Annotated in this window: 17 protein-coding genes; 8 read left to right on the top strand and 9 right to left on the bottom strand. The window is 73.1% G+C overall.

The window, feature by feature from the left end; genetic code table 11:
* Positions 1-10: 10 nt before the first annotated feature.
* Positions 11-1630: a PTS system mannose/fructose/sorbose family transporter subunit IID gene (locus ABZX11_RS30475; protein WP_354919318.1), complete on the bottom strand. Its 1620-nt coding sequence runs from the start codon at positions 1628-1630 to the stop codon at positions 11-13.
* A 7-nt stretch (positions 1631-1637) separates the two neighbouring features.
* A complete protein-coding gene (locus tag ABZX11_RS30480; RefSeq protein ID WP_354919321.1) occupies positions 1638-2114 on the bottom strand; it encodes a PTS sugar transporter subunit IIB in 477 nt (158 codons plus the stop codon).
* A gap of 338 nt (positions 2115-2452) precedes the next feature.
* On the opposite strand from ABZX11_RS30480, the gene ABZX11_RS30485 reads away from it, so the two are divergent.
* Positions 2453-3397, top strand: coding sequence for an MBL fold metallo-hydrolase (locus ABZX11_RS30485; protein WP_176172700.1), 945 nt, complete (start codon positions 2453-2455; stop codon positions 3395-3397).
* On the opposite strand, the gene ABZX11_RS30490 is transcribed toward ABZX11_RS30485, so the two are convergent.
* Positions 3394-3891, bottom strand: coding sequence for a MarR family transcriptional regulator (locus tag ABZX11_RS30490; protein WP_176172701.1), 498 nt, complete (start codon positions 3889-3891; stop codon positions 3394-3396). The two genes, ABZX11_RS30485 and ABZX11_RS30490, sit on opposite strands and share 4 nt — an antisense overlap.
* A gap of 76 nt (positions 3892-3967) precedes the next feature.
* Between ABZX11_RS30490 and ABZX11_RS30495 the strand changes: the two genes are divergently transcribed.
* A complete protein-coding gene (locus ABZX11_RS30495) occupies positions 3968-4882 on the top strand; it encodes an EamA family transporter (protein WP_354919325.1) in 915 nt (304 codons plus the stop codon).
* Positions 4883-4919: 37 nt separating this feature from the next.
* Positions 4920-6104, top strand: a complete 1185-nt coding sequence (locus tag ABZX11_RS30500) for a glycoside hydrolase family 64 protein (protein ID WP_354919328.1) — start codon at positions 4920-4922, stop codon at positions 6102-6104.
* On the opposite strand, the gene ABZX11_RS30505 is transcribed toward ABZX11_RS30500, so the two are convergent.
* Positions 6101-6292 (bottom strand): hypothetical protein, encoded by a 192-nt coding sequence (locus ABZX11_RS30505; RefSeq protein WP_254896957.1) that lies wholly within the window; start codon positions 6290-6292, stop codon positions 6101-6103. The two genes, ABZX11_RS30500 and ABZX11_RS30505, sit on opposite strands and share 4 nt — an antisense overlap.
* A 163-nt stretch (positions 6293-6455) precedes the next feature.
* Between ABZX11_RS30505 and ABZX11_RS30510 the strand changes: the two genes are divergently transcribed.
* Both ABZX11_RS30510 and ABZX11_RS30515 read left to right on the top strand, forming a co-directional pair.
* Positions 6456-7016, top strand: a complete 561-nt coding sequence (locus tag ABZX11_RS30510) for a sigma-70 family RNA polymerase sigma factor (RefSeq protein WP_176172704.1) — start codon at positions 6456-6458, stop codon at positions 7014-7016.
* Entirely contained in the window at positions 7013-7459 is a 447-nt protein-coding gene (locus ABZX11_RS30515; protein WP_176172705.1) for a hypothetical protein, read from the top strand. Before ABZX11_RS30510 ends, ABZX11_RS30515 begins: the two co-directional genes overlap by 4 nt.
* Position 7460: 1 nt before the next feature.
* Here the strand turns inward: ABZX11_RS30515 and ABZX11_RS30520 are convergent, their stop codons facing one another.
* Complete coding sequence (locus ABZX11_RS30520) at positions 7461-8609, bottom strand: S8/S53 family peptidase (protein WP_354919333.1); 1149 nt, start codon at positions 8607-8609, stop codon at positions 7461-7463.
* A 183-nt stretch (positions 8610-8792) separates the two neighbouring features.
* Here ABZX11_RS30520 and ABZX11_RS30525 point away from each other — a divergent pair, with 183 nt between their 5' ends.
* Complete coding sequence (locus tag ABZX11_RS30525; RefSeq protein ID WP_354919336.1) at positions 8793-11372, top strand: CHAT domain-containing protein; 2580 nt, start codon at positions 8793-8795, stop codon at positions 11370-11372.
* Here ABZX11_RS30525 and ABZX11_RS30530 read toward each other — a convergent pair.
* A complete protein-coding gene (locus ABZX11_RS30530) occupies positions 11357-12529 on the bottom strand; it encodes an epoxide hydrolase family protein (RefSeq protein ID WP_354919339.1) in 1173 nt (390 codons plus the stop codon). The genes ABZX11_RS30525 and ABZX11_RS30530 overlap by 16 nt on opposite strands.
* 82 nt (positions 12530-12611) lie before the next feature.
* Here ABZX11_RS30530 and ABZX11_RS30535 point away from each other — a divergent pair, with 82 nt between their 5' ends.
* Both ABZX11_RS30535 and ABZX11_RS30540 read left to right on the top strand, forming a co-directional pair.
* Positions 12612-13175, top strand: coding sequence for a CGNR zinc finger domain-containing protein (locus ABZX11_RS30535; RefSeq protein WP_354919342.1), 564 nt, complete (start codon positions 12612-12614; stop codon positions 13173-13175).
* A 113-nt stretch (positions 13176-13288) separates the two neighbouring features.
* Positions 13289-14095 (top strand): lipase, encoded by an 807-nt coding sequence (locus ABZX11_RS30540; protein WP_354919345.1) that lies wholly within the window; start codon positions 13289-13291, stop codon positions 14093-14095.
* Here the strand turns inward: ABZX11_RS30540 and ABZX11_RS30545 are convergent.
* From ABZX11_RS30545 to ABZX11_RS30555, 3 genes are read right to left on the bottom strand one after another with little or no spacing between them, the layout of a single operon-like run.
* Positions 14085-14927, bottom strand: a complete 843-nt coding sequence (locus ABZX11_RS30545) for an ABC transporter permease (protein ID WP_176172708.1) — start codon at positions 14925-14927, stop codon at positions 14085-14087. The two genes, ABZX11_RS30540 and ABZX11_RS30545, sit on opposite strands and share 11 nt — an antisense overlap.
* Positions 14924-15835, bottom strand: coding sequence for an ABC transporter ATP-binding protein (locus ABZX11_RS30550; RefSeq protein ID WP_176172709.1), 912 nt, complete (start codon positions 15833-15835; stop codon positions 14924-14926). Before ABZX11_RS30550 ends, ABZX11_RS30545 begins: the two co-directional genes overlap by 4 nt.
* A complete protein-coding gene (locus ABZX11_RS30555; protein ID WP_354919348.1) occupies positions 15832-16872 on the bottom strand; it encodes a hypothetical protein in 1041 nt (346 codons plus the stop codon). Before ABZX11_RS30555 ends, ABZX11_RS30550 begins: the two co-directional genes overlap by 4 nt.
* Between the last annotated feature and the right edge of the window lie 455 nt (positions 16873-17327).

A 17327-nucleotide genomic window follows, 5' to 3' on the forward strand; every position in this document is an offset into this window, starting at 1 on the left:
GCGGACTCCCCTAACTCTTCGCCGGGGCCGATGGCGCGAACCAGCCGAGCCACCCCAGGACGACCCCGGCCACGACGACGGTGCCGATGACCCAGACCGGCCGCAGCCGCGCCTTGACCGTCAGCAGGTACACCCCGGCGGTGACGAGCACCGGGAGCAGGAACGGGAGCAGCTCGTCGAGCCGGTCCTGGATCGCCACCGACTGCGTCACCGGCTGCCCCTGGACCGTGGTGGTCTGCCGGTAGGTCAGCGTCGTGACGACCTTGACGATCGACGGGATGAACCCGCCGAGGACGACGAACCCGAGCACGGTCGCCCCCTGGGCGACCCTGGCGAGCGCGCCGGCGGCGAGGTGCCCGGCCAGCCGCTTGCCCTCACGGTAGGCGAACCCGAACTGCCAGCGCCGGATCAGCGCGTACGGCACGAGCACCATCACCGCGGCGAACGCGGGGCCGAGCCAGTTGCCCTGCAGCGCCCACGACGCACCCATGGTGAAGACGATGCTGTTGTACAGCGCGAAGACGACGGTGTCGCCGATGCCGGCCATCGGCCCCATCAGCGCGACCTTGGTGCTCGCCGCCGACTTCGGCGTGCCCGCCTCTTCGAGCGCGACGCTGGAGCCGAGGATCAGCGGGCCGCCGACGAGCACCGAGGTGTTGAAGAACTGCAGGTGCCGCTGCAGGCCGGCGACGTAGTCGGCCTTCTCCGGGTACAGCCGGCGCAGCACCGGCTCCATCGAGTACGCGAAGCCGAGCGCCTGCATCCGCTCGTAGTTCCAGGAGATCTGGCTCGACCAGAAGTACCGCCGGAACGCCCGCCGCAGGTCCTGCTTGGTCAGCCGCGGGTCCGGGGCGGGTTCGTCGGCGGCGGCCTCGGGGACGGCGAGCACCGGCTCGTCGCGCTTGAGCGTCACGAACAGCATCGCGACCGCCACGCCGATCAGCGCGATCCCGAGAACCGGCAGCTTCAGGTAGGCGAACCCGACGAACCCGATGAGCAGCAGGTACCAGTACCGCGACAGCTCCATCATCCCGAGCAGCAGCGCGAAGCCGACCGCCGGCAGCAGCGAGCCGGCCAGCGTCATGCCCTGGACGAACCCGGCCGGGATGCTCGTGGTGATGTCCTTGACCAGCCCGCCGGACGCGGCGAGCGCGGCGAGGAACGTCGGCACCGCGCGCACCGCCACCCACGGGACCAGGCTGACCCAGTGGATCATCGCCAGGCCGCGCGCGTTGCCGTCGGCGGCGTAGCCGTCGGCGCGGTGCACCAGCGCGGTGGTGACCATCTTGCCGACCGGGTCGAGCGCCGAGAGCAGGATGGCCGCGGGCAGCCCGACGCCGATGCCGATCGCGGCCTGCGCGGCCGGGGCACCGGCGGCGCCCGCGGCCAGCGCGGTGCCGACGATCGCGCCGGTCTGGTAATCCGGGATGGTCGCGCCGCCGTAGGTGTAGACGCCGAGGGCGGCGAGCTCCAGCGTGGCGCCGACCAGCAGGCCGAGCAGCGGGTGCCCGACGATCAGCCCGGCCACCGAGCCGGCGATCAGCGGGCGCTGGGCGTAGATGAGGAACGGGCCGAGCCCGTCATAAGTGCAGTAGATCGCCCAGAGGGTCAGGGCCAACGCGACGAGCATGCGGGAGCTAGAGCCCTTTCCGGTCGAGCAGCGGGACGAATTCGGCGGGCTTGTCCTGTGGCAGCAGCTGGGTGACCAGCGGGACGCCCGCGGCGGCCAGCTTGCGGTAGGCATCGGCTTCGTCCGCGGTGACCGCGACCGACCGGGTGACCATGGTGTAGGCGGGGCCCGGCCGGGGCGCGACGTTGCCGACGTTGACCACCTCGGGCCGCAGGCCGCCCTCGACCAGGCGGAAGGCGTCCGCCGGGTCCTTGACGACGATCATGACCTCCGCGCCGGCCTCGGCGGCCAGGGTGGCCTCGACCGTCAGCACGTCGGTGGGCAGTCCCCGCGCGGCCTGCGGGAGCAGCATCCGCTGGAGGTCGTCGGCGGCGACGTCGTCGTTGCAGACCACCAGCCGGCGCACGCCGAGGCGGCGAGTCCAGGCGACGGTGACCTGACCGTGGATGAGCCGGTTGTCGATCCGGACGTGTGCCCCCGCCATAGTTCTCCTCCCGGCCGGCAGGAGTCATACTGGTTCGTACCAGTATCTGTGTCAACACTGCCGGTGACCGGCCTTCGCGCGGCCGACGGAAGGACCCCTCAGACCTTCCGTCGGCCCACGAGCGCGAAGTCCCCCTGGATTTTTCTCCCGGACCCTCCCATAAAGGTATATACCAGTATGGACGGTCGTGATCGACTGTCAAGACCCTGCCCCGCGGAGAATCCGAAAAATTCTCGACCGGTCGGCCGACCGAAATTCGGGCGAACATTCCGGGAGAAACCGCGCAACCTCACCCGGTCACCGTCGTTAACCGCATCGTCCGTTCAGGGGAGGAAGCCATGCCGGCCGTCAGATCGAACATCGTCCCGCTCCGGCACGCACGGCCGGGCGTGGTGGCGTACGTGAAGAGCCCGGCCGAGTGGTTCGTCGCGAACAGCGGCTGGATCCAAGGCACCGAAGGCGTCGTGCTGATCGACACCTGCGGCACCGAGCAGGCGACCCTGGAGCTGGTCCGTGACGTCCGCAAGTACGCGGGCGACCAGGAGCTCACGGTCGCCATCACGCACGCGCACGGCGAACACCACAACGGACTCGGCGTCGCCCTCCGCGACGGCGGCTCGGCACTGGCCGCGCCCGGCAGCCTCGACCTGGTCAAGGCCGGCCCGCAGACCTACGGCAACGTCTTCACGTACACGCGCTGGGGCGTGCTCGAGCCACCGTCGCCCGAGGCGGTCCACCCGGTGACCGGCTGGCACGAGCTGGACCTGGGCGACGCGAAGGTCGACGTCGTCGCGGTCCCCGGTGTCGCGCACACGGCGGGCGACCTGGTGGTGCACGAGCCGCGGTCGAGCACGCTGTTCACCGGCGACCTGGTGTACATCGGCGACACCCCGATGGCGGTGCACGGCTCGATCCCCGGCTGGCTCGACGCGCTCGACTGGCTCCAGGACACCTTCCGCCCGCGGACGCTGGTCCCCGGCCACGGCCCGGTGGCGACCCCGGCCCACACCGCGTTCCACGCGATGCGCGTCTACCTCGAGTGGCTGCTGGAGGCGACGGTCCGCCAGTCGAACTTCACGAAGCTGGCGAAGCAGGCGTCCCTGCGGTGGCCGTCGTGGCGCAACCCGGAGCGCCACATCGGGAACCTGATGCGTGCGTACGCCGACCAGCACGGCCGCAAGCTCGACGTCGACCTGGCGGTCGACGCGGTGCTGGCCGCGGCGGGCGGCCGGATCGACCTGGACTCGCTGCTGGACAGCGAGCCGGTGCGCCGGATCTCCTAGGACACCGAGCCGCCCAGGCTCTCCAGCAGCGTCCGCAACGTCGACGCCAGCTCCTCGCGCTCGCCGGTGCCCAAGGCGGCCAGGATGCGGTGTTCAGTCTCGACGTGCTCGGGCAGCGCGCGGTCGATCAGCTCCCCACCGGCCTCGGTCAGCTGCACCCGGACCCCCCGGCCGTCCGCCTCGTTCGGCGTGCGCTCGACCAGCCCCCGCGCCTCCATCTTGTCCAGCCGCTGGGTGATCGCCCCGGACGTCACCATCGCCGAGCGCATCAGCTCCGTCGGGGTCAGCCGGTACGGCGGCCCGCTGCGGCGCAGGGTCGCGAGGACGTCGAAGGTCGCGCGGTCCAGGCCGTGGCGGGCGAACGTGCGGCGCAGCTCCGCGTCGACCAGCGCGCTCAGGCGGGACAGCCGGCCGATCACGGCCATCGGGGAGACGTCGAGGTCGGGGCGCTCGGCGTGCCACTGCGCCAGTACCCGGTCCACGTGATCGGCCATCGCCACAGCGTAACCGATGCCTTAGCGGTAAGCGAAAGGGTAGCCATCTACCTTAGCACTGAGCTAATCTGCCTTAGTGCTAAACAAACAGCTGCTCCTCACCGCCCTCGCCCCGGCCATCTGGGGCACCACCTACCTCGTCACCACCGAGTTCCTGCCGCCCGACCGCCCGCTGCTCGCCGCCGTCATCCGAGCGCTGCCCGCCGGCCTGCTGCTGGTCGCCCTCACCCGGCGGCTGCCGAAGGGCGACTGGTGGTGGCGCTCGCTGGTGCTCGGCACGCTGAACATCGGCGCCTTCCTCGCCCTGCTGTTCGTCGCCGCCTACCGGCTGCCCGGCGGGGTCGCCGCCACCCTCGGCGCCCTGCAGCCACTGCTGGTCGCGGGCCTGTCCACCGGCCTGCTCGGCGAACGCCTGACCCGGCGGACGGTGCTCGCGGGCGTCGCCGGGGTGGCCGGCGTCAGCCTGCTGGTCCTGCAGTCGAGCGCGCGGCTCGACGCGATCGGCGTCGCCGCCGCGGCCGGCGGCGCGGTCGTGATGGCCACCGGTGTCGTGCTGAGCAAGCGCTGGACGTCCCCCGCGCCGCTGCTGGCGACGACGGGCTGGCAGCTCGTCGCGGGCGGTCTGGTGCTCGTGCCGGTCGCGCTGGCCGTCGAAGGCGCGCCGCCTGCGTCGCCGACCGGGGCGAACCTCGCCGGGTACGCCTACCTCGCGCTGATCGGCGCCGCGTTCGCCTACGCACTGTGGTTCCGCGGGATCCGCGCGCTGCCGGCCACCCACGTGACGTTCCTCGGCCTGCTGAGCCCGGTCGTCGCCACCCTGCTCGGCTGGCTCGTCCTCGGCCAGCGGCTGACGCCGTGGCAGCTGCTGGGCGCGGTGATCGTGCTGGGCGCCGTCGTCGCCGCGCAGCGACGGCCGTTGGTCCGGACGGGGGCTGATAATTATCAGCCTTTGACAACCACTCGCCGGGCCACCGACGCTGAAATGGTCTGAACAACTTGCGATCATCGGCCTCGACGAGGAGGCGCCCGTGCGCACGAAGACGTCCGTCCGGCAACGGCTTGCGGTGCTGGCCGCGGCACTCGCGGTGGCCGCCGCGACCGCCCCCGCCGCCGAAGCGGTCCCGGCCACGATCCCGCTGAAGATCACCAACAACTCCGGCCGCAGCGATCCGGTCTACCTCTACGACCTGGGCACCAACCTGGCGACCGGGCAGCAGGGCTGGGCCGACGCCAACGGCACGTTCCACGCCTGGCCCGGCGGCGCGGTACCGCCGATCCCGGCGCCCGACGCGTCGATCCCCGGCCCGGCCAACGGCCAGTCGATCACCATCCGGCTCCCGAAGTTCTCCGGCCGGATCTACTTCTCCTACGGGCAGAAGCTGGTCTTCAAGCTCGCCACCGGCGGCCTGGTCCAGCCGGCGGTCCAGAACCCGTCCGACCCGAACGCGAACATCCTCTTCAACTGGTCCGAGTACACGCTCAACGACGGCGGCCTGTGGCTCAACAGCACCCAGGTGGACATGTTCTCCGCGCCGTACGCGGTCGGCGTGCAGCCCGCCGGCGGCACCACGAGGAGCACCGGGCACCTGAAACCGGGTGGCTACAACGGTTTCTACTCGTCGCTGCGCAGCCAGCCGGGTGGCTGGGCCAACCTCATCCGCACCCGCTCCGACGGCACGGTCCTGCGTGCGCTGGCCCCCTCCCACGGCATCGAGGCCGGCGCGCTGCCCGCGACCGCGCTGCAGGACTACATCAACCGCGTCTGGACGAAGTACAGCTCGTCGACGCTGACCGTGACGCCGGTGGCCGACCAGCCGAACGTGAAGTACTACGGCCGGGTTTCCGGTAGCACCATGAACTTCACGAACACCTCCGGCGGCTTCGTGACGGCGTTCCAGAAGCCGGACTCCGACAGCGTTTTCGGCTGCTACAAGAACCTCGACGCGCCGAACGACGTCCGCGGCCAGATCTCGCGCACGCTCTGCGCGGGCTTCAATCGCTCGACGCTGCTGACCAACGCGAACCAGCCGGACAGCAGCTCGGCGGGCTTCTACCAGGACGCCGTCACCAACCACTACGCGCGCTCGATCCACGCGCAGATGGCCGACGGCAAGGCCTACGCCTTCGCGTTCGACGACGTCGGCCACCACGAGTCCCTGGTCAACGACGGCAACCCGGCGACGGCCTACCTGACCCTCGACCCGTTCAACTAGAGCTTCACGACGACCGGTGCCACCGGGGTGTCCCCGAGCAGCTCGCCCGCGGACACGCCGGTGCGCACCGGCACCGGCACCGCCCGGCCCTCCACCTCCACGACCGGCCGTCCGCAGGCGACCAGTTCCACCACCAGCACGACGAGCACCACGATCCGCACGACCGGCTCACCCCGATCCGTCTCCACCGCTCCCACCGGGCACACGGCGCCCGCCGCCCCGGTGGTTCAGGTATTTCCGGCGCTCTCACCGGATCGGCTGAGCGGGGGGAAGACGCGAAGGAGTCCCCCGATGGCGTACGGGTCCGAAGGGCTGCTGTTGGCTAGGCTGAGCGGGTCAAGGGGAGGTGAAGTGGACACCACGAGCCTGCTCGAGGCGGCCGCACGCGGCGACCAGGCGGCGTGGGACGCCCTCGTCGACCGGTACGCCAGCCTGCTCTGGTCGGTCGCCCGCGCCCACCGGCTGTCCGACGCCGACGCGGCCGACGTCGTCCAGACGACCTGGCTGAAGCTCGTCGAGAACCTCGGCCGCATCAAGGACCCGGAGCGGCTGCCCGGCTGGCTGGGCACCACCACCCGGCACGAGTGCCTGCGCCGGCTCCGCCACACCGACCGCGAGCGCCCGACCGACGACCAGGTCTGGCAGAACGAGCCCTCCTCCGGTGCGGGCGTCGACGCGGCCCTGCTGCTCAGCGAGCGGGACGCGGCCCTCTGGCGCGCGCTGGACAAGCTGTCGGACCAGTGCCGCCGGCTGCTGCGCGTGCTGATGGCGACGCCCCCGCCGTCGTACGCGGAGGTGGCGGAGGCCCTCGACATGCCGGTCGGCAGCATCGGCCCGACCCGCCAGCGCTGCCTCGGCCGGCTGCGCGAGCGGGCCGGCCAGGCCGGGCTCGGAACGGAGGACCGCACGTGACGACCGACGACGAGCTCATGGACGTCCTGCGCGCGGCCGCGGAGCAGGCGGACCCGGTACCGGACCTGGTGCTCCGGCAGGCCCGCGCGGCCCTGGGCACGCGCGACCTCGACGCGGAGCTGGCGGACCTGGCGTTCGACTCGGACCTGGCGGAAGCAGCCGCGGTCCGCGCGGACGGAGAAGACGTACGCCTGCTGTCGTTCGAGTCGGCGCGGGTGTCGGTGGAGCTGCAGGTGGAGTACGCGGGCGGCCGGGTGGCGCTGCGCGGGTTGATCACCGGCGCCACCGGCGAAGCGGTGATCGAGGTGGCAGGCGAGCGGCACATCCGCCCGATCGGCGACGAAGGCTGGTTCACGGCGGCGGGCCTGCCGAGAGGCGCAACCCGGGTGACGGTGACCGCCGCGGACGGCACGGCGGTCACCACCGGCTGGGCGAGCCTCTAGCTCACTCGCCCGGCTCGGGCACGCCCCGGACGAAGGGCCGCTCGAGCTTGCCGTTGACGTCCCAGACGCAGATCTTCTCGGCGTCGTTCAGCAGGGCGTCGGCCGCGGCGCGCGCCGAACCACGGGTCTCGTGCATCTTCGCCGCGATCTGCCCGGTCACGATGGCGGCCGAGAACGAGGTGCCGCTCCAGACCGCGTAGCCGTTGAAGTCCGGCTCGTCGGAGTGCCGCTGCGCCGGGCACCCCGGCCAGAAGTACGGCCCGGTCACATCGACACCGTTGGCGTAGGCGGAGATCCACGGCCCGAAGTTGCTGAAGTCCGCGACGGGCGGCTTGGCCGGGTCGTGCGAAGTGTCGACGGAGCCGACCGCGACCACCTTGACGTGGTCCTCGTCGGGCCGGCCACCCACGGTGGCGGCCAGCTTGAAGCCCGCCGGGTAGACCCGCTGCCGGGTTCCGCGGTTCCCGGCCGAAGCCACCACAACTGCGTGCTGCGGCAACCGCCGCAAGGCGTCTTCGATCGCTTTCGGCGGCTTGTCTTCCCAGGTCGCGCCCGAGAAGGACAGGTTGATCAAGGTGATGCCCTCGGCGTTCAGCGCGTCGATGGCGTTCGCGACCGCGAGGTCTTCGACGTCCCCGCTCTCCTCGTCGATCGCGCCCTTCATCCGGACGCCGACTTCGGGCGGCACCTGCTTCAGCACCACTCCGGCGACGAACGAGCCGTGGGCTGCCGAGCCGGCCGGGTTGCCGTGCTCGTCGTACACCACGCGGGCGGTGTCCTCGGGTTCGAAGCACACGCGCTCCCGGAGGAACTCGTGCGGCACCCCGTCGCGCAGGACGATGCCCGTGTCGATCACGCCCACCCGCAGCGAGATGTCCCCCGCCGGAGTGAGGTCCAACGTGTCCCAGGTCGATTTCGGGCGCAGGTCGTTCCAGATGATGCGGTCGAGCCCGAACAGGTGGTTCGGGCTCGCGCCGCCGGGGCCGAGGGCGGCGAGCACCTCGGGCACCGGACGGCTGCCGGTGAAGCGGCGCAGCGCGCCGGTCCCCCCGGCCGGGTGGTAGCCGAACTCTGCCAGTTCGGCGTGGATCGCGGCACAATCGTCGGCATGGACCAGCAGTTCGCCTGCTCGATGGCGGTATCGCGTCATGTGTCCCCCTCCGGGACCGGTCATGGGTGAACGGGTCGGTGACCCGATCCGCGAACCCCTCCATCTGATACTGCGTCGACGGGTATCGATCCGGCCACAGCCACGGCCGGGTGATTTGGCGAAGACGGTTCCGTGCCGCGTGGGGGCCGGCCTGCTTTCGGCCGGATCGGACAGGCACAAGCCGTGACCGGGCCGCTGGCCAAGGCCGTCGCGGCCGCCGATCTCGCCTTCACCGCACCCGCCAGGGCGCGGGCGCTGGCCGGGGCCGCGCTCGCCGAAGCCGACGGCCACGCCGAGGCCGCCGCCGTCGCCGAGCACGCGCTCGGCATCGCCGGCGTGGCCACCGGGCGGCTCGCCGAGGCCGAAACCCGGCTGCGCACCGCGGTCCGGCTGGCCGGCGGTGCCGGGCTGCGCGAACGGGCCGCCCAGACCCGCGGGGTGCTCGGTTACGTGCTGACGCTGACCGGCCGCACCGCCGAAGCCCTGCGCGAGCTGGACCTCGCGATGCCGGAGCTGACCGGGACGGCGGCGGCGCGGCTGCGCATGCAGCGGGCCGTCGTGCTCACCGAAATCAGCCGGTTCGGTGCCGCCGCCGCCGAGTTCGCGGCCGCGCTCGACACGCTGCGGGCGGCCGGCGGCGACGACCTCGTCGAGGCCACCATCCGCACCAACCGCAGCATCGTGCTGGCCCGGCTCGGCGACTGGCGGGGCGCCGAGGAGGACCTGCGCCGCGCCGAACTCGGCTTTGCCGCGACCGGCCACATCGGACGGACCGCGATGGTGTGGCAGAACCGCGGGCTCGCCGCCACCGTCCGCGGGGACGTCCCGGCCGCGCTCGCCGCATACGACGAAGCCGCGTCGCGCTACGAAGAGGCCGGGACCGACCAGGGCCTGCTCCCGATCGAACGCGCCGAAACGCTGCTCTCCGTCCGCCTGATCGCCGAAGCACGCGAAGCCGCGACGGCCGCCGTCGCCGACTACGAACGCCGGCGCAACGCCGTCGACCTCGTCCAGGCGCGGCTGTTGCTCGCGAAGGTCGCGCTCCTGGACGGCGACCCGGAAACGGCGTTGCGCGAAGCCTCACTGGCGCAGCGGTCCGCGGCGCGCCAGCACCGGCCGGGCTGGGCCGCGCTCGGCGGCTACCTGGCCCTGCGGGCCCGCCGCGACAGCGGGCTCCGCACGACGGCGATGCTCCGCTCCGGACAGCGCACGGTGGCGGCGCTGACCGACGCGGGCTGGGTGGTCCCGGCACTGGACGCCCGGCTGATCGTCGCGGCGCTGGCGCTCGAACTGGGCCGTCCGGCGATCGCGGCCGCGGAACTGACGGCCGTCGGCCGGGCCGGGCGCGGCGGGCCGGCCGAGCTGCGGGCCCGCGCCTGGCACGCGACGGCGTTGCTGCGGCTGGTCGACGGCGACCGCCGGGGCGCGGGCGCCGCGGTGCGCGCCGGGGTCCGGGTGATCGGCCGGTTCCGGGCCGGGCTGGGCGCGAGCGAGCTGCGCGCCCACGCGTCCGGCCACGCGAGCGAGCTGACCGAGCTGGGGCTGCGGCTCGCCGTCGAAGCGGGCCACCCGGACGCCGTGCTGCGGTGGGCGGAACACCGGCACGCCGGTGCGCTGCGGCTGCGGCCCGCGCGGCCGCCGGACGACGAGGGCTTGGCCGCGGACCTCGCGGCGTTGCGCCAGACCGCCGTCGACCTCGCCGCCGACCCCGGCCAGGCGCCGGCCCTGCTGCGCCGGCAGGCCCGGCTGGAGAAGGCCGTGCGTGACCGCGCCCGACACGCCCCTGGACTGTCCACTGAGGACTCACAACTCCCTTCGCGCGCCGAGCTCGCCGCAGCACTGGGCCCGGCCACACTGGTGGAGTACCTCGAACTGGACGGGCGGCTGACGGCCCTCGTCCTCGGCGGCGGCCGGCTGCGGCGGTGCACGCTGGGCCCGGTGGCCGAAGCCGCAGAACGCCTGGACGAGCTGCGGTTCGCCCTGCGGCGGTCGGCGTTCGGGCTCGGTTCGTTCGCCGGGCTCGCCGCGCGGACCGCCCGCCGCCTCGACGACCTGCTGCTCGCCCCGCTCGCCCTCGGCGACGGCCCGCTGGTGATCGTGCCGACCGGGCGGCTGCACGAGCTGCCGTGGCCGGCGCTGCCGGGCTGCCACGGACGTCCGGTGTCACTGGCGCCGTCGGCGGCGCTGTGGCACCGCGCGGCGACCGCACCGGGCGGGGGCGGCGGCGACCACGTCGTCGTGGCCGGTCCAGGGCTCCCGCAGGCCGCCGCGGAAGCCGCCGCGCTGGCCCGCCGCTACCCCGGAGCCCGGCGGTTCACCGGCCGGAACGCGCGGGTCGAGCCGGTGCTCGCCGCGCTCGACGGCGCCGCGCTCGGCCACCTCGCCGCGCACGGGGTGTTCCGCACGGACAACCCGCTGTTCTCGGCGCTGCGGCTCGCCGACGGCCCCCTGACGGTGTACGACCTGGAACGGCTGGCCCGCCCGCCGCGCCAGGTGGTGCTGTCGGGCTGCGACTCGGGCCGCTCGGCGATCCACGCGGGCGACGAGCTGCTGGGCCTGGCCTCGGCCCTGCTGGCACTGGGCACGACGAGCCTGGTGGCCACGGTCCTGCCGATCCCGGACGACGCCGGCCGCGCGCTGATGGTCCGCCACCACCGCCACCTGGCATCGGGCCTGACCCCGGCCGCGGCACTGGCCCGCGCCCAGGCCGAGCTCCCGGACTCCCCCGCCGCGTTCAGCTACGTCTGTTACGGCGCCGGCTGAGCGGCCAGCACGGCCGCGAGTCCCTCCCGCAAGTCCCCGACGAAGTACCCCGGCACCTCCAGCGACGGGAAGTGGCCCCCGGCCTCCGGCGCCCGCCACCGGACGATCTGGCGGTACCGCTCCTGCGCCAACGGCCGCGGGCACTTCTCGATGTCGCGGGGGTACATGGTGATCGCGGCCGGGACGTCGACCCGCAGGTCCGGGTCCAGTGCATTGTGGCTCTCGTAGTAGATCCGGGCCGCCGAGGCACCGCTGCGGGTCAGCCAGTACAGGGTGACGTCGTCCAGGACGCGGTCGCGGGAGATCGTCTCGAACGGGCTGTCGGCGGTGTCCGACCACTCGGCGAACTTGTCGAGGATCCAGGCGAGCAGCCCGGCCGGGGAGTCGAGGAGCGCGTAGCCGATGGTCTGCGGCCGGGTCGCCTGCTGCTTCGCGTACGCCGCGCGGTGGCGCCAGAAGTGGTGGGTTTCCTCCGCCCACCGGCGTTCGGTCGCGGTCAGCCCGTCCGTGGCCGCCCCGGGCAGACCCGCCGCGAACGTCGAATGGATGCCGAGCACGTGCTCCGGGAACCGGCCGCCGAGGACCGTGGTGATGTTGCCGCCCCAATCGCCGCCGTGGGCGGCGAACCGGTCGTAGCCGAGCCTGCCCATCAGCTCCACCCAGGCGGCCGCGATCTTCTCCGTGCCCCAGCCGGTGGTGGCGGGCTTGTCGCTGTACCCGAATCCCGGCAGCGAGGGCACCACGACGTGGAACGCCGGTGCGCCGGCGTCCGCCGGGTCGGCCAGCTCGTCGACCACGTCGACGAACTCGGCGACGCTGCCCGGCCAGCCGTGCGTGAGGACCAGCGGCGTGGCGTCCGGCCGCGGGGACCGGCGGTGCAGGAAGTGGATGCCCAGGCCGTCGATGGTCGTGCGGAACTGGCCGATCCGGTCGAGCCGCGCTTCGAACGCCCGCCAGTCGTAGCCGGTGCGCCAGTACTCCAGCAGGTCGGTGAGGTCGGCGAGCGGGACGCCCTGGTCCCACCGGCCGCGCCCGGTGCCGCGGACCGTTTCGGCTTCCGGCAGCCGCGCCGCGGCCAGCCGCGCCCGGAGTTCGCCGAGGTCGGCGTCGGTGGCGTGGGCTTCGAACGGCTGCACGTCGCTGGTGAGACAGGGCATGGGACCTCCTCGTCGTCAATGAACCGGCTAAGACGGTTCTAACACGACCCCGCCCCGTCGAGCAACCGGCTAAGCTGGTTCCATGCGCGCTGTGTTCCCCGACTTCCGCCTCGGCACCGAGCTGGCGACCAGCTTCACGGCGACGCTGACCGAGCGGTGCGGCGACGCCGTCGAGCGCATCCCCACGCCGCAGCGCCTCGCCGACTGGCTGGCGGTCAGCGGCCTCGCGGTGGACTCCTGCACCGCCGCGCAGCTCGACCTCGCCCGGGAACTGCGGGAGTCGATCCACGCCGCCGCCACCGCGGCCGCCCGCCGGGAACCTCTTCCGGCGACGGCGGTCCGGATCATCAACGACCGCAGCCTCGCCGGGCGGGCGTCGGCCGTCCTGACCCCCGACGGCACGCGGGCGTGGCGGCTCGGCCCGGACTCCCCCGTCGAGGACGCCCTCGGCGTGATCGCCGCCGACGCCATCGCGATCCTCTCCGGCGAACGCGACGGCAAACTCGCCCTCTGCGCCTCCCCGACCTGCCAGGCCGCGTTCTTCGACACCAGCCAGAGCCGCACCCGCCGCTGGTGCGACATGAACACGTGCGGCAACCGCCAGAAGAAGGCCCGCTTCAACGCCAAGCAACGCACCCAGCAGTAACCCCGCCCGCAATCACGCGAGATCCGGGCTCGCTCACGCGGATCCCGCCGCCGATCACGCGAGATCCGGCTTCCAGCACGCCCACCGAACGCGACCCGGGTCATCATGGAACCGTGCGGATCACGGCTTGGTGGAGCGGGCTCAGCCCGCGGCGGCGGCTGATGCTGAGCAGCGTCGCCGTGGCCGTGGTGGCCGTGGTCGTCGCGACCGTCCTCGCCACCTCCGGCGCGAAAGCCGCTCCCGAAGCCGGGACGCCGGACCAGAACAAGCCCGGTCCGGTCCTGCTCGTCCCCGGCTACGGCGGCGGCCGGGGCGCCCTGGAAGTGCTCGCCGAGCGGATCCGGCAGGCCACCGGCCGGTCCGCCGAGGTGCTCACCCTGGCCGGCGACGGCACCGGTGACCTCGGCGAACAGGCCGCCGTCCTCGCCGAAGCCGTCGAGAAGGCGTACGAACAAGGCGCACCCTCGGTCGACGTCGTCGGCTACTCGGCAGGCGGGGTCGTCGCGCGGCTGTGGGTCGGCCGGGAAGGCGGCGCGCACCAGGCCCGGCGGGTCGTCACGCTCGGCGCGCCGATGCACGGCACCGGCCTGGCCACGGCGGGCGGCGCGCTGGTCCCCGGCGGCTGTCCCACCGCGTGCGTCCAGCTCGCCTCGGGCAGCAGCCTCCTGCAGGAGCTGGCCAAGCAGCCGCTCCCGCCGGGACTGCCGTGGCTGTCGCTCTGGACCGAACGCGACGAGACGGTGACGCCGCCGGACTCGGCCCGCGTCGAGGGCGCGGTCAACGTCGTGCTGCAGGAGGTCTGTCCCGGCAACGCGGCCGGCCACGGCGACCTGCCCACCGACCCCGCCGTCACCGAGATCGTCCTGCAGGCCCTCGGCACCGCCCCGCTCGAAGCGCCGGCGGAGTGCCTCAGCTCGTGACGTCCTTGGTCGCGAAGTTCGCCCACGCGGCCCCGAAGAACACCACGATGTAGCCGGCCTGCAGCAGCAGCCCGTGGTCGATGTTGCGCCACAGCACGGGATCGCGGAAGAAGTCGATCCAGGCCAGCCAGTAGTGCGTCGGCAGGAAGGGCCGCACGGACGCGGCCGCGTCCAGGGTCTCCAGCACCGTGCTGGTGATGAGCACCGCCAGCCCGCCCAGCGCGGCCCCCAGCGCCGAGTCGGACACCGTCGAGAGGAAGACGGTGATCGCCGCGAACCCGAGCATCGACACGACGATGTAGGACACCGCGCCCAGCAGCCGCAGGCCCAGCGCGGACGAGCTGAGCGACTGCCCCGAAAGCGACGTCACGCCGGCCGGCTGCCCGCCCGGACCCGCGACGCCGGGGTTGCCGCCGGTGCCGAACAGGATCACCCCGAGCACCAGCGACGTCAGCACGACGATGACGATCGCGGCGGTGACGTACACGGCCAGCGCCACCATCTTGGCGCCGAGCAACCGGGTGCGGCCGGCCGGCCGCACCAGCAGGTAACGCAGGGTGCCGGTGGCGGCTTCGCCGGCGATCGCGTCGCCGGCGGTGACGGCGACCGCGATCGGCAGGAACAGCGGCAGCACCAGGGCGAGCGCGGCGGCCGGGAACAACGCGCCGTCGGAGACGACCGCCGAGAGGAACGCCCCGCCCTGCCCCGGCGGCGGCGCGAAGTCGGCCGTGGCCAGGAAGACGCCGACGATCGCGGGCAGCAGGCACAGCAGCAGCACGCTGAACCAGACCCGCGGCCGCAGCGCGAGCTTCCGCAGTTCGACGCCGATCATCCGGCCGCCCCGAACCGGTCCGAGCCCGGGCCCGTCACGTCGAGGACGACCTGTTCCAGCGTCCGCTGCTCGGCGTGGATCGACGTCACCCGCACCCCCGCTTCGACGAGCAGCGCATTCAGCGCCGCGGGGTCGCCGTGCCGGATGACCAGCCGGTCGCCGTCGCGGGCTTCGAGCTGCCCGTCGAGCACCGCGGCCGCCTCGGCCGGGTCCGGCGTGCCGACCAGGATCCGGCCGGTGGCCGCCCGCAGCGTGGCCAGGTCCTCCTGCAGCACGAGCCGGCCGCGGTCGACGACGCCGACGCGCGTGCACAGCTGTTCCACCTCGGCCAGCAGGTGGCTGGACAGGAAGACCGTGGTGCCGCCCGCGTTCAGCTCGACCAGCAGCTCGCGGATCTCCTTGATGCCCTGCGGGTCGAGGCCGTTGGTCGGCTCGTCGAGGACCAGCAGCCGCGGCCTCCGCAGCAGTGCACCGGCGAGCCCGAGCCGTTGCCGCATGCCGAGCGAGTACGCCTTGACCGGCCGCTGGTCGACCCCGCCCAGCCCGACCTGGTCGAGGGCTTCGTCGATCCGACGACGGCGCGTCCTCCGCCCACCCCCGCGCCCGGCGGCGTCGAGCAGCGCGAGGTTCCGGCGCCCGGACAGGTGCGGGTACGCGGCCGGGCCCTCGACGAGCGCGCCGACTTCGGGCAGCACCTCGGCGACCCGCTTCGGCACGGCTTTCCCGAGCACCTCGATCTCCCCGGAAGTGGCGTAGACCAGCCCGAGCAGCATCCGGACGAGCGTGGTCTTGCCCGAGCCGTTGGGACCGAGAAAGCCGTAGCGGTCGCCTTCCCGGACATCGAGGTCGACGGCGTCGACGGCGACCGTGCGGCCGTAGCGCTTGGTCAGCGCACGCGTGACGATCACGGGCCGCTCCGGCGCAGCCGCGACAGCTCATCGGCCACGGACTTCAGCACGGCGGGCGTCACGGTCCCGGCCAGCAGGTAGGACCGGCGGGACACCGAAGACCGCACGATGCCCAGTGAAAGAGGCGTGATCGACAGCTGGACAACGCTCCCCGCGGCCAGCTTGACCTGCGCCCCACCGGCCTTCCCGGCGGCATCGCCCGCAGCGTTCGCCACCGTCCGCGGAACGGCGATCACGGCAAAGGCGGCCAACCCCCGCCCGTAGAGAGCGGCGCCCTGCACACCCCCGAAGTTCTCCGAAACCACGGGCCGCCCACCGAGCGAAGAGGGCAGCGGAACCTGGCTGAAGGCCCCAAGCGTGTCGGCGACGTCGGGAGCACTGGTGACGTTGAACCCGGACCCGAGAGCAGGCCGCGGCGCCTCGACGACCGGCATCGTCTGCTCGAGCTGCTGGAATTCGGTCACCAGGATCGGCGCCTGCTGCCCCCGGGCGGTGACTTCGACCCGCACCGCAACCCCGGTACCGGGATCCGCCCAGACATCAACACGGCCGATGGTGGTGTCCGGATCGGCGGGCACGAGCCGCACCCCGGACGCGGCGACGCCGGCAACATTCCGCCCGGGCAGCGAGCTGACCGCATCCCCGGCGGCGGCCCGAAGAACCCGCCGGGCCAGCTCGGGCGGCAGCAGGTCCCCGGCCCGAGGCAGCCGAAGCCCGGGCTCGCCGATCAGCTCGGTGAGCGTGTTGTCGCCGTAGTCCCAGGTGTACTCCCCATCGGGCAACCGGTAGACATCGTGCTCACCGGCGGTCCCGAGAATGTCAACCCGATACCGATCCGGCCCGGCGTACCACGCACGCATCGGCGTCCGCATGGAGAAGAGGGCGGTGACGGCCCCGAGGTTCGGCAGCTCGGGGAGAGCGAGAGAGCCGGAGCTTTCGGCATAACCCTGGTACGGCTTGCCGGCGGAGGCCAGGACGAGATCGCGCAGCCGCTGCGGATCGACGGCGGCGCCAGCCGGGGCGAGGGCGGAGATCACGGAGGGAGCAGAGACGAGCACAACGGCAAGGGCGGCAACGACCGCCCACCGGCGCCGCATCCCGGGCCGCACCACCATCCGCCATCACCTCTTTCGTCCTTTGTACGCATGGTCATGGGTGGACAGCTAGGGGCGGAGGGGGCAAATCCCGTTCACGCTGAGGCCCGGCAGGTCACGCGGAGTCAGCCACGACGGCAGCCCAAGCCGATCGCCAGGGTCGAATTCGTCGACAGGAACCGACAGCCGGACCCCACAACGCAGACCGGCGGCCGAACCCACGACGCGAACCGGCGGCCGAGCCCACGGCGTGAACCGGCGGCCGAACGGCGGATGCAAACCGGCGGCCGGTAACGCAAGGCAACCAACCACCTCACCAGACCTCCCCCGCCCCTCATCCCTGCTATCTGTTCAGCCGCCGGGTGGGTTTGTCAAGGCACGCTTTCCCGCCTTGACAA

Source organism: Amycolatopsis sp. NPDC004169 (assembly GCF_040610315.1).
In the GTDB taxonomy this organism is placed as follows: Bacteria; Actinomycetota; Actinomycetes; order Mycobacteriales; family Pseudonocardiaceae; genus Amycolatopsis.

Excerpts from the sequence above, each read along its gene's own strand:
- ABZX11_RS30475 (WP_354919318.1), bottom strand. The coding sequence starts at position 1,630 with ATGCTCGTCGCGTTGGCCCTGACCCTCTGGGCGATCTACTGCACTTAT.
- ABZX11_RS30480 (WP_354919321.1), bottom strand. The coding sequence starts at position 2,114 with ATGGCGGGGGCACACGTCCGGATCGACAACCGGCTCATCCACGGTCAG.
- ABZX11_RS30485 (WP_176172700.1), top strand. The coding sequence starts at position 2,453 with ATGCCGGCCGTCAGATCGAACATCGTCCCGCTCCGGCACGCACGGCCG.
- ABZX11_RS30490 (WP_176172701.1), bottom strand. The coding sequence starts at position 3,891 with ATGGCCGATCACGTGGACCGGGTACTGGCGCAGTGGCACGCCGAGCGC.
- ABZX11_RS30520 (WP_354919333.1), bottom strand. The coding sequence starts at position 8,609 with ATGACGCGATACCGCCATCGAGCAGGCGAACTGCTGGTCCATGCCGAC.
- ABZX11_RS30530 (WP_354919339.1), bottom strand. The coding sequence starts at position 12,529 with ATGCCCTGTCTCACCAGCGACGTGCAGCCGTTCGAAGCCCACGCCACC.
- ABZX11_RS30535 (WP_354919342.1), top strand. The coding sequence starts at position 12,612 with ATGCGCGCTGTGTTCCCCGACTTCCGCCTCGGCACCGAGCTGGCGACC.
- ABZX11_RS30545 (WP_176172708.1), bottom strand. The coding sequence starts at position 14,927 with ATGATCGGCGTCGAACTGCGGAAGCTCGCGCTGCGGCCGCGGGTCTGG.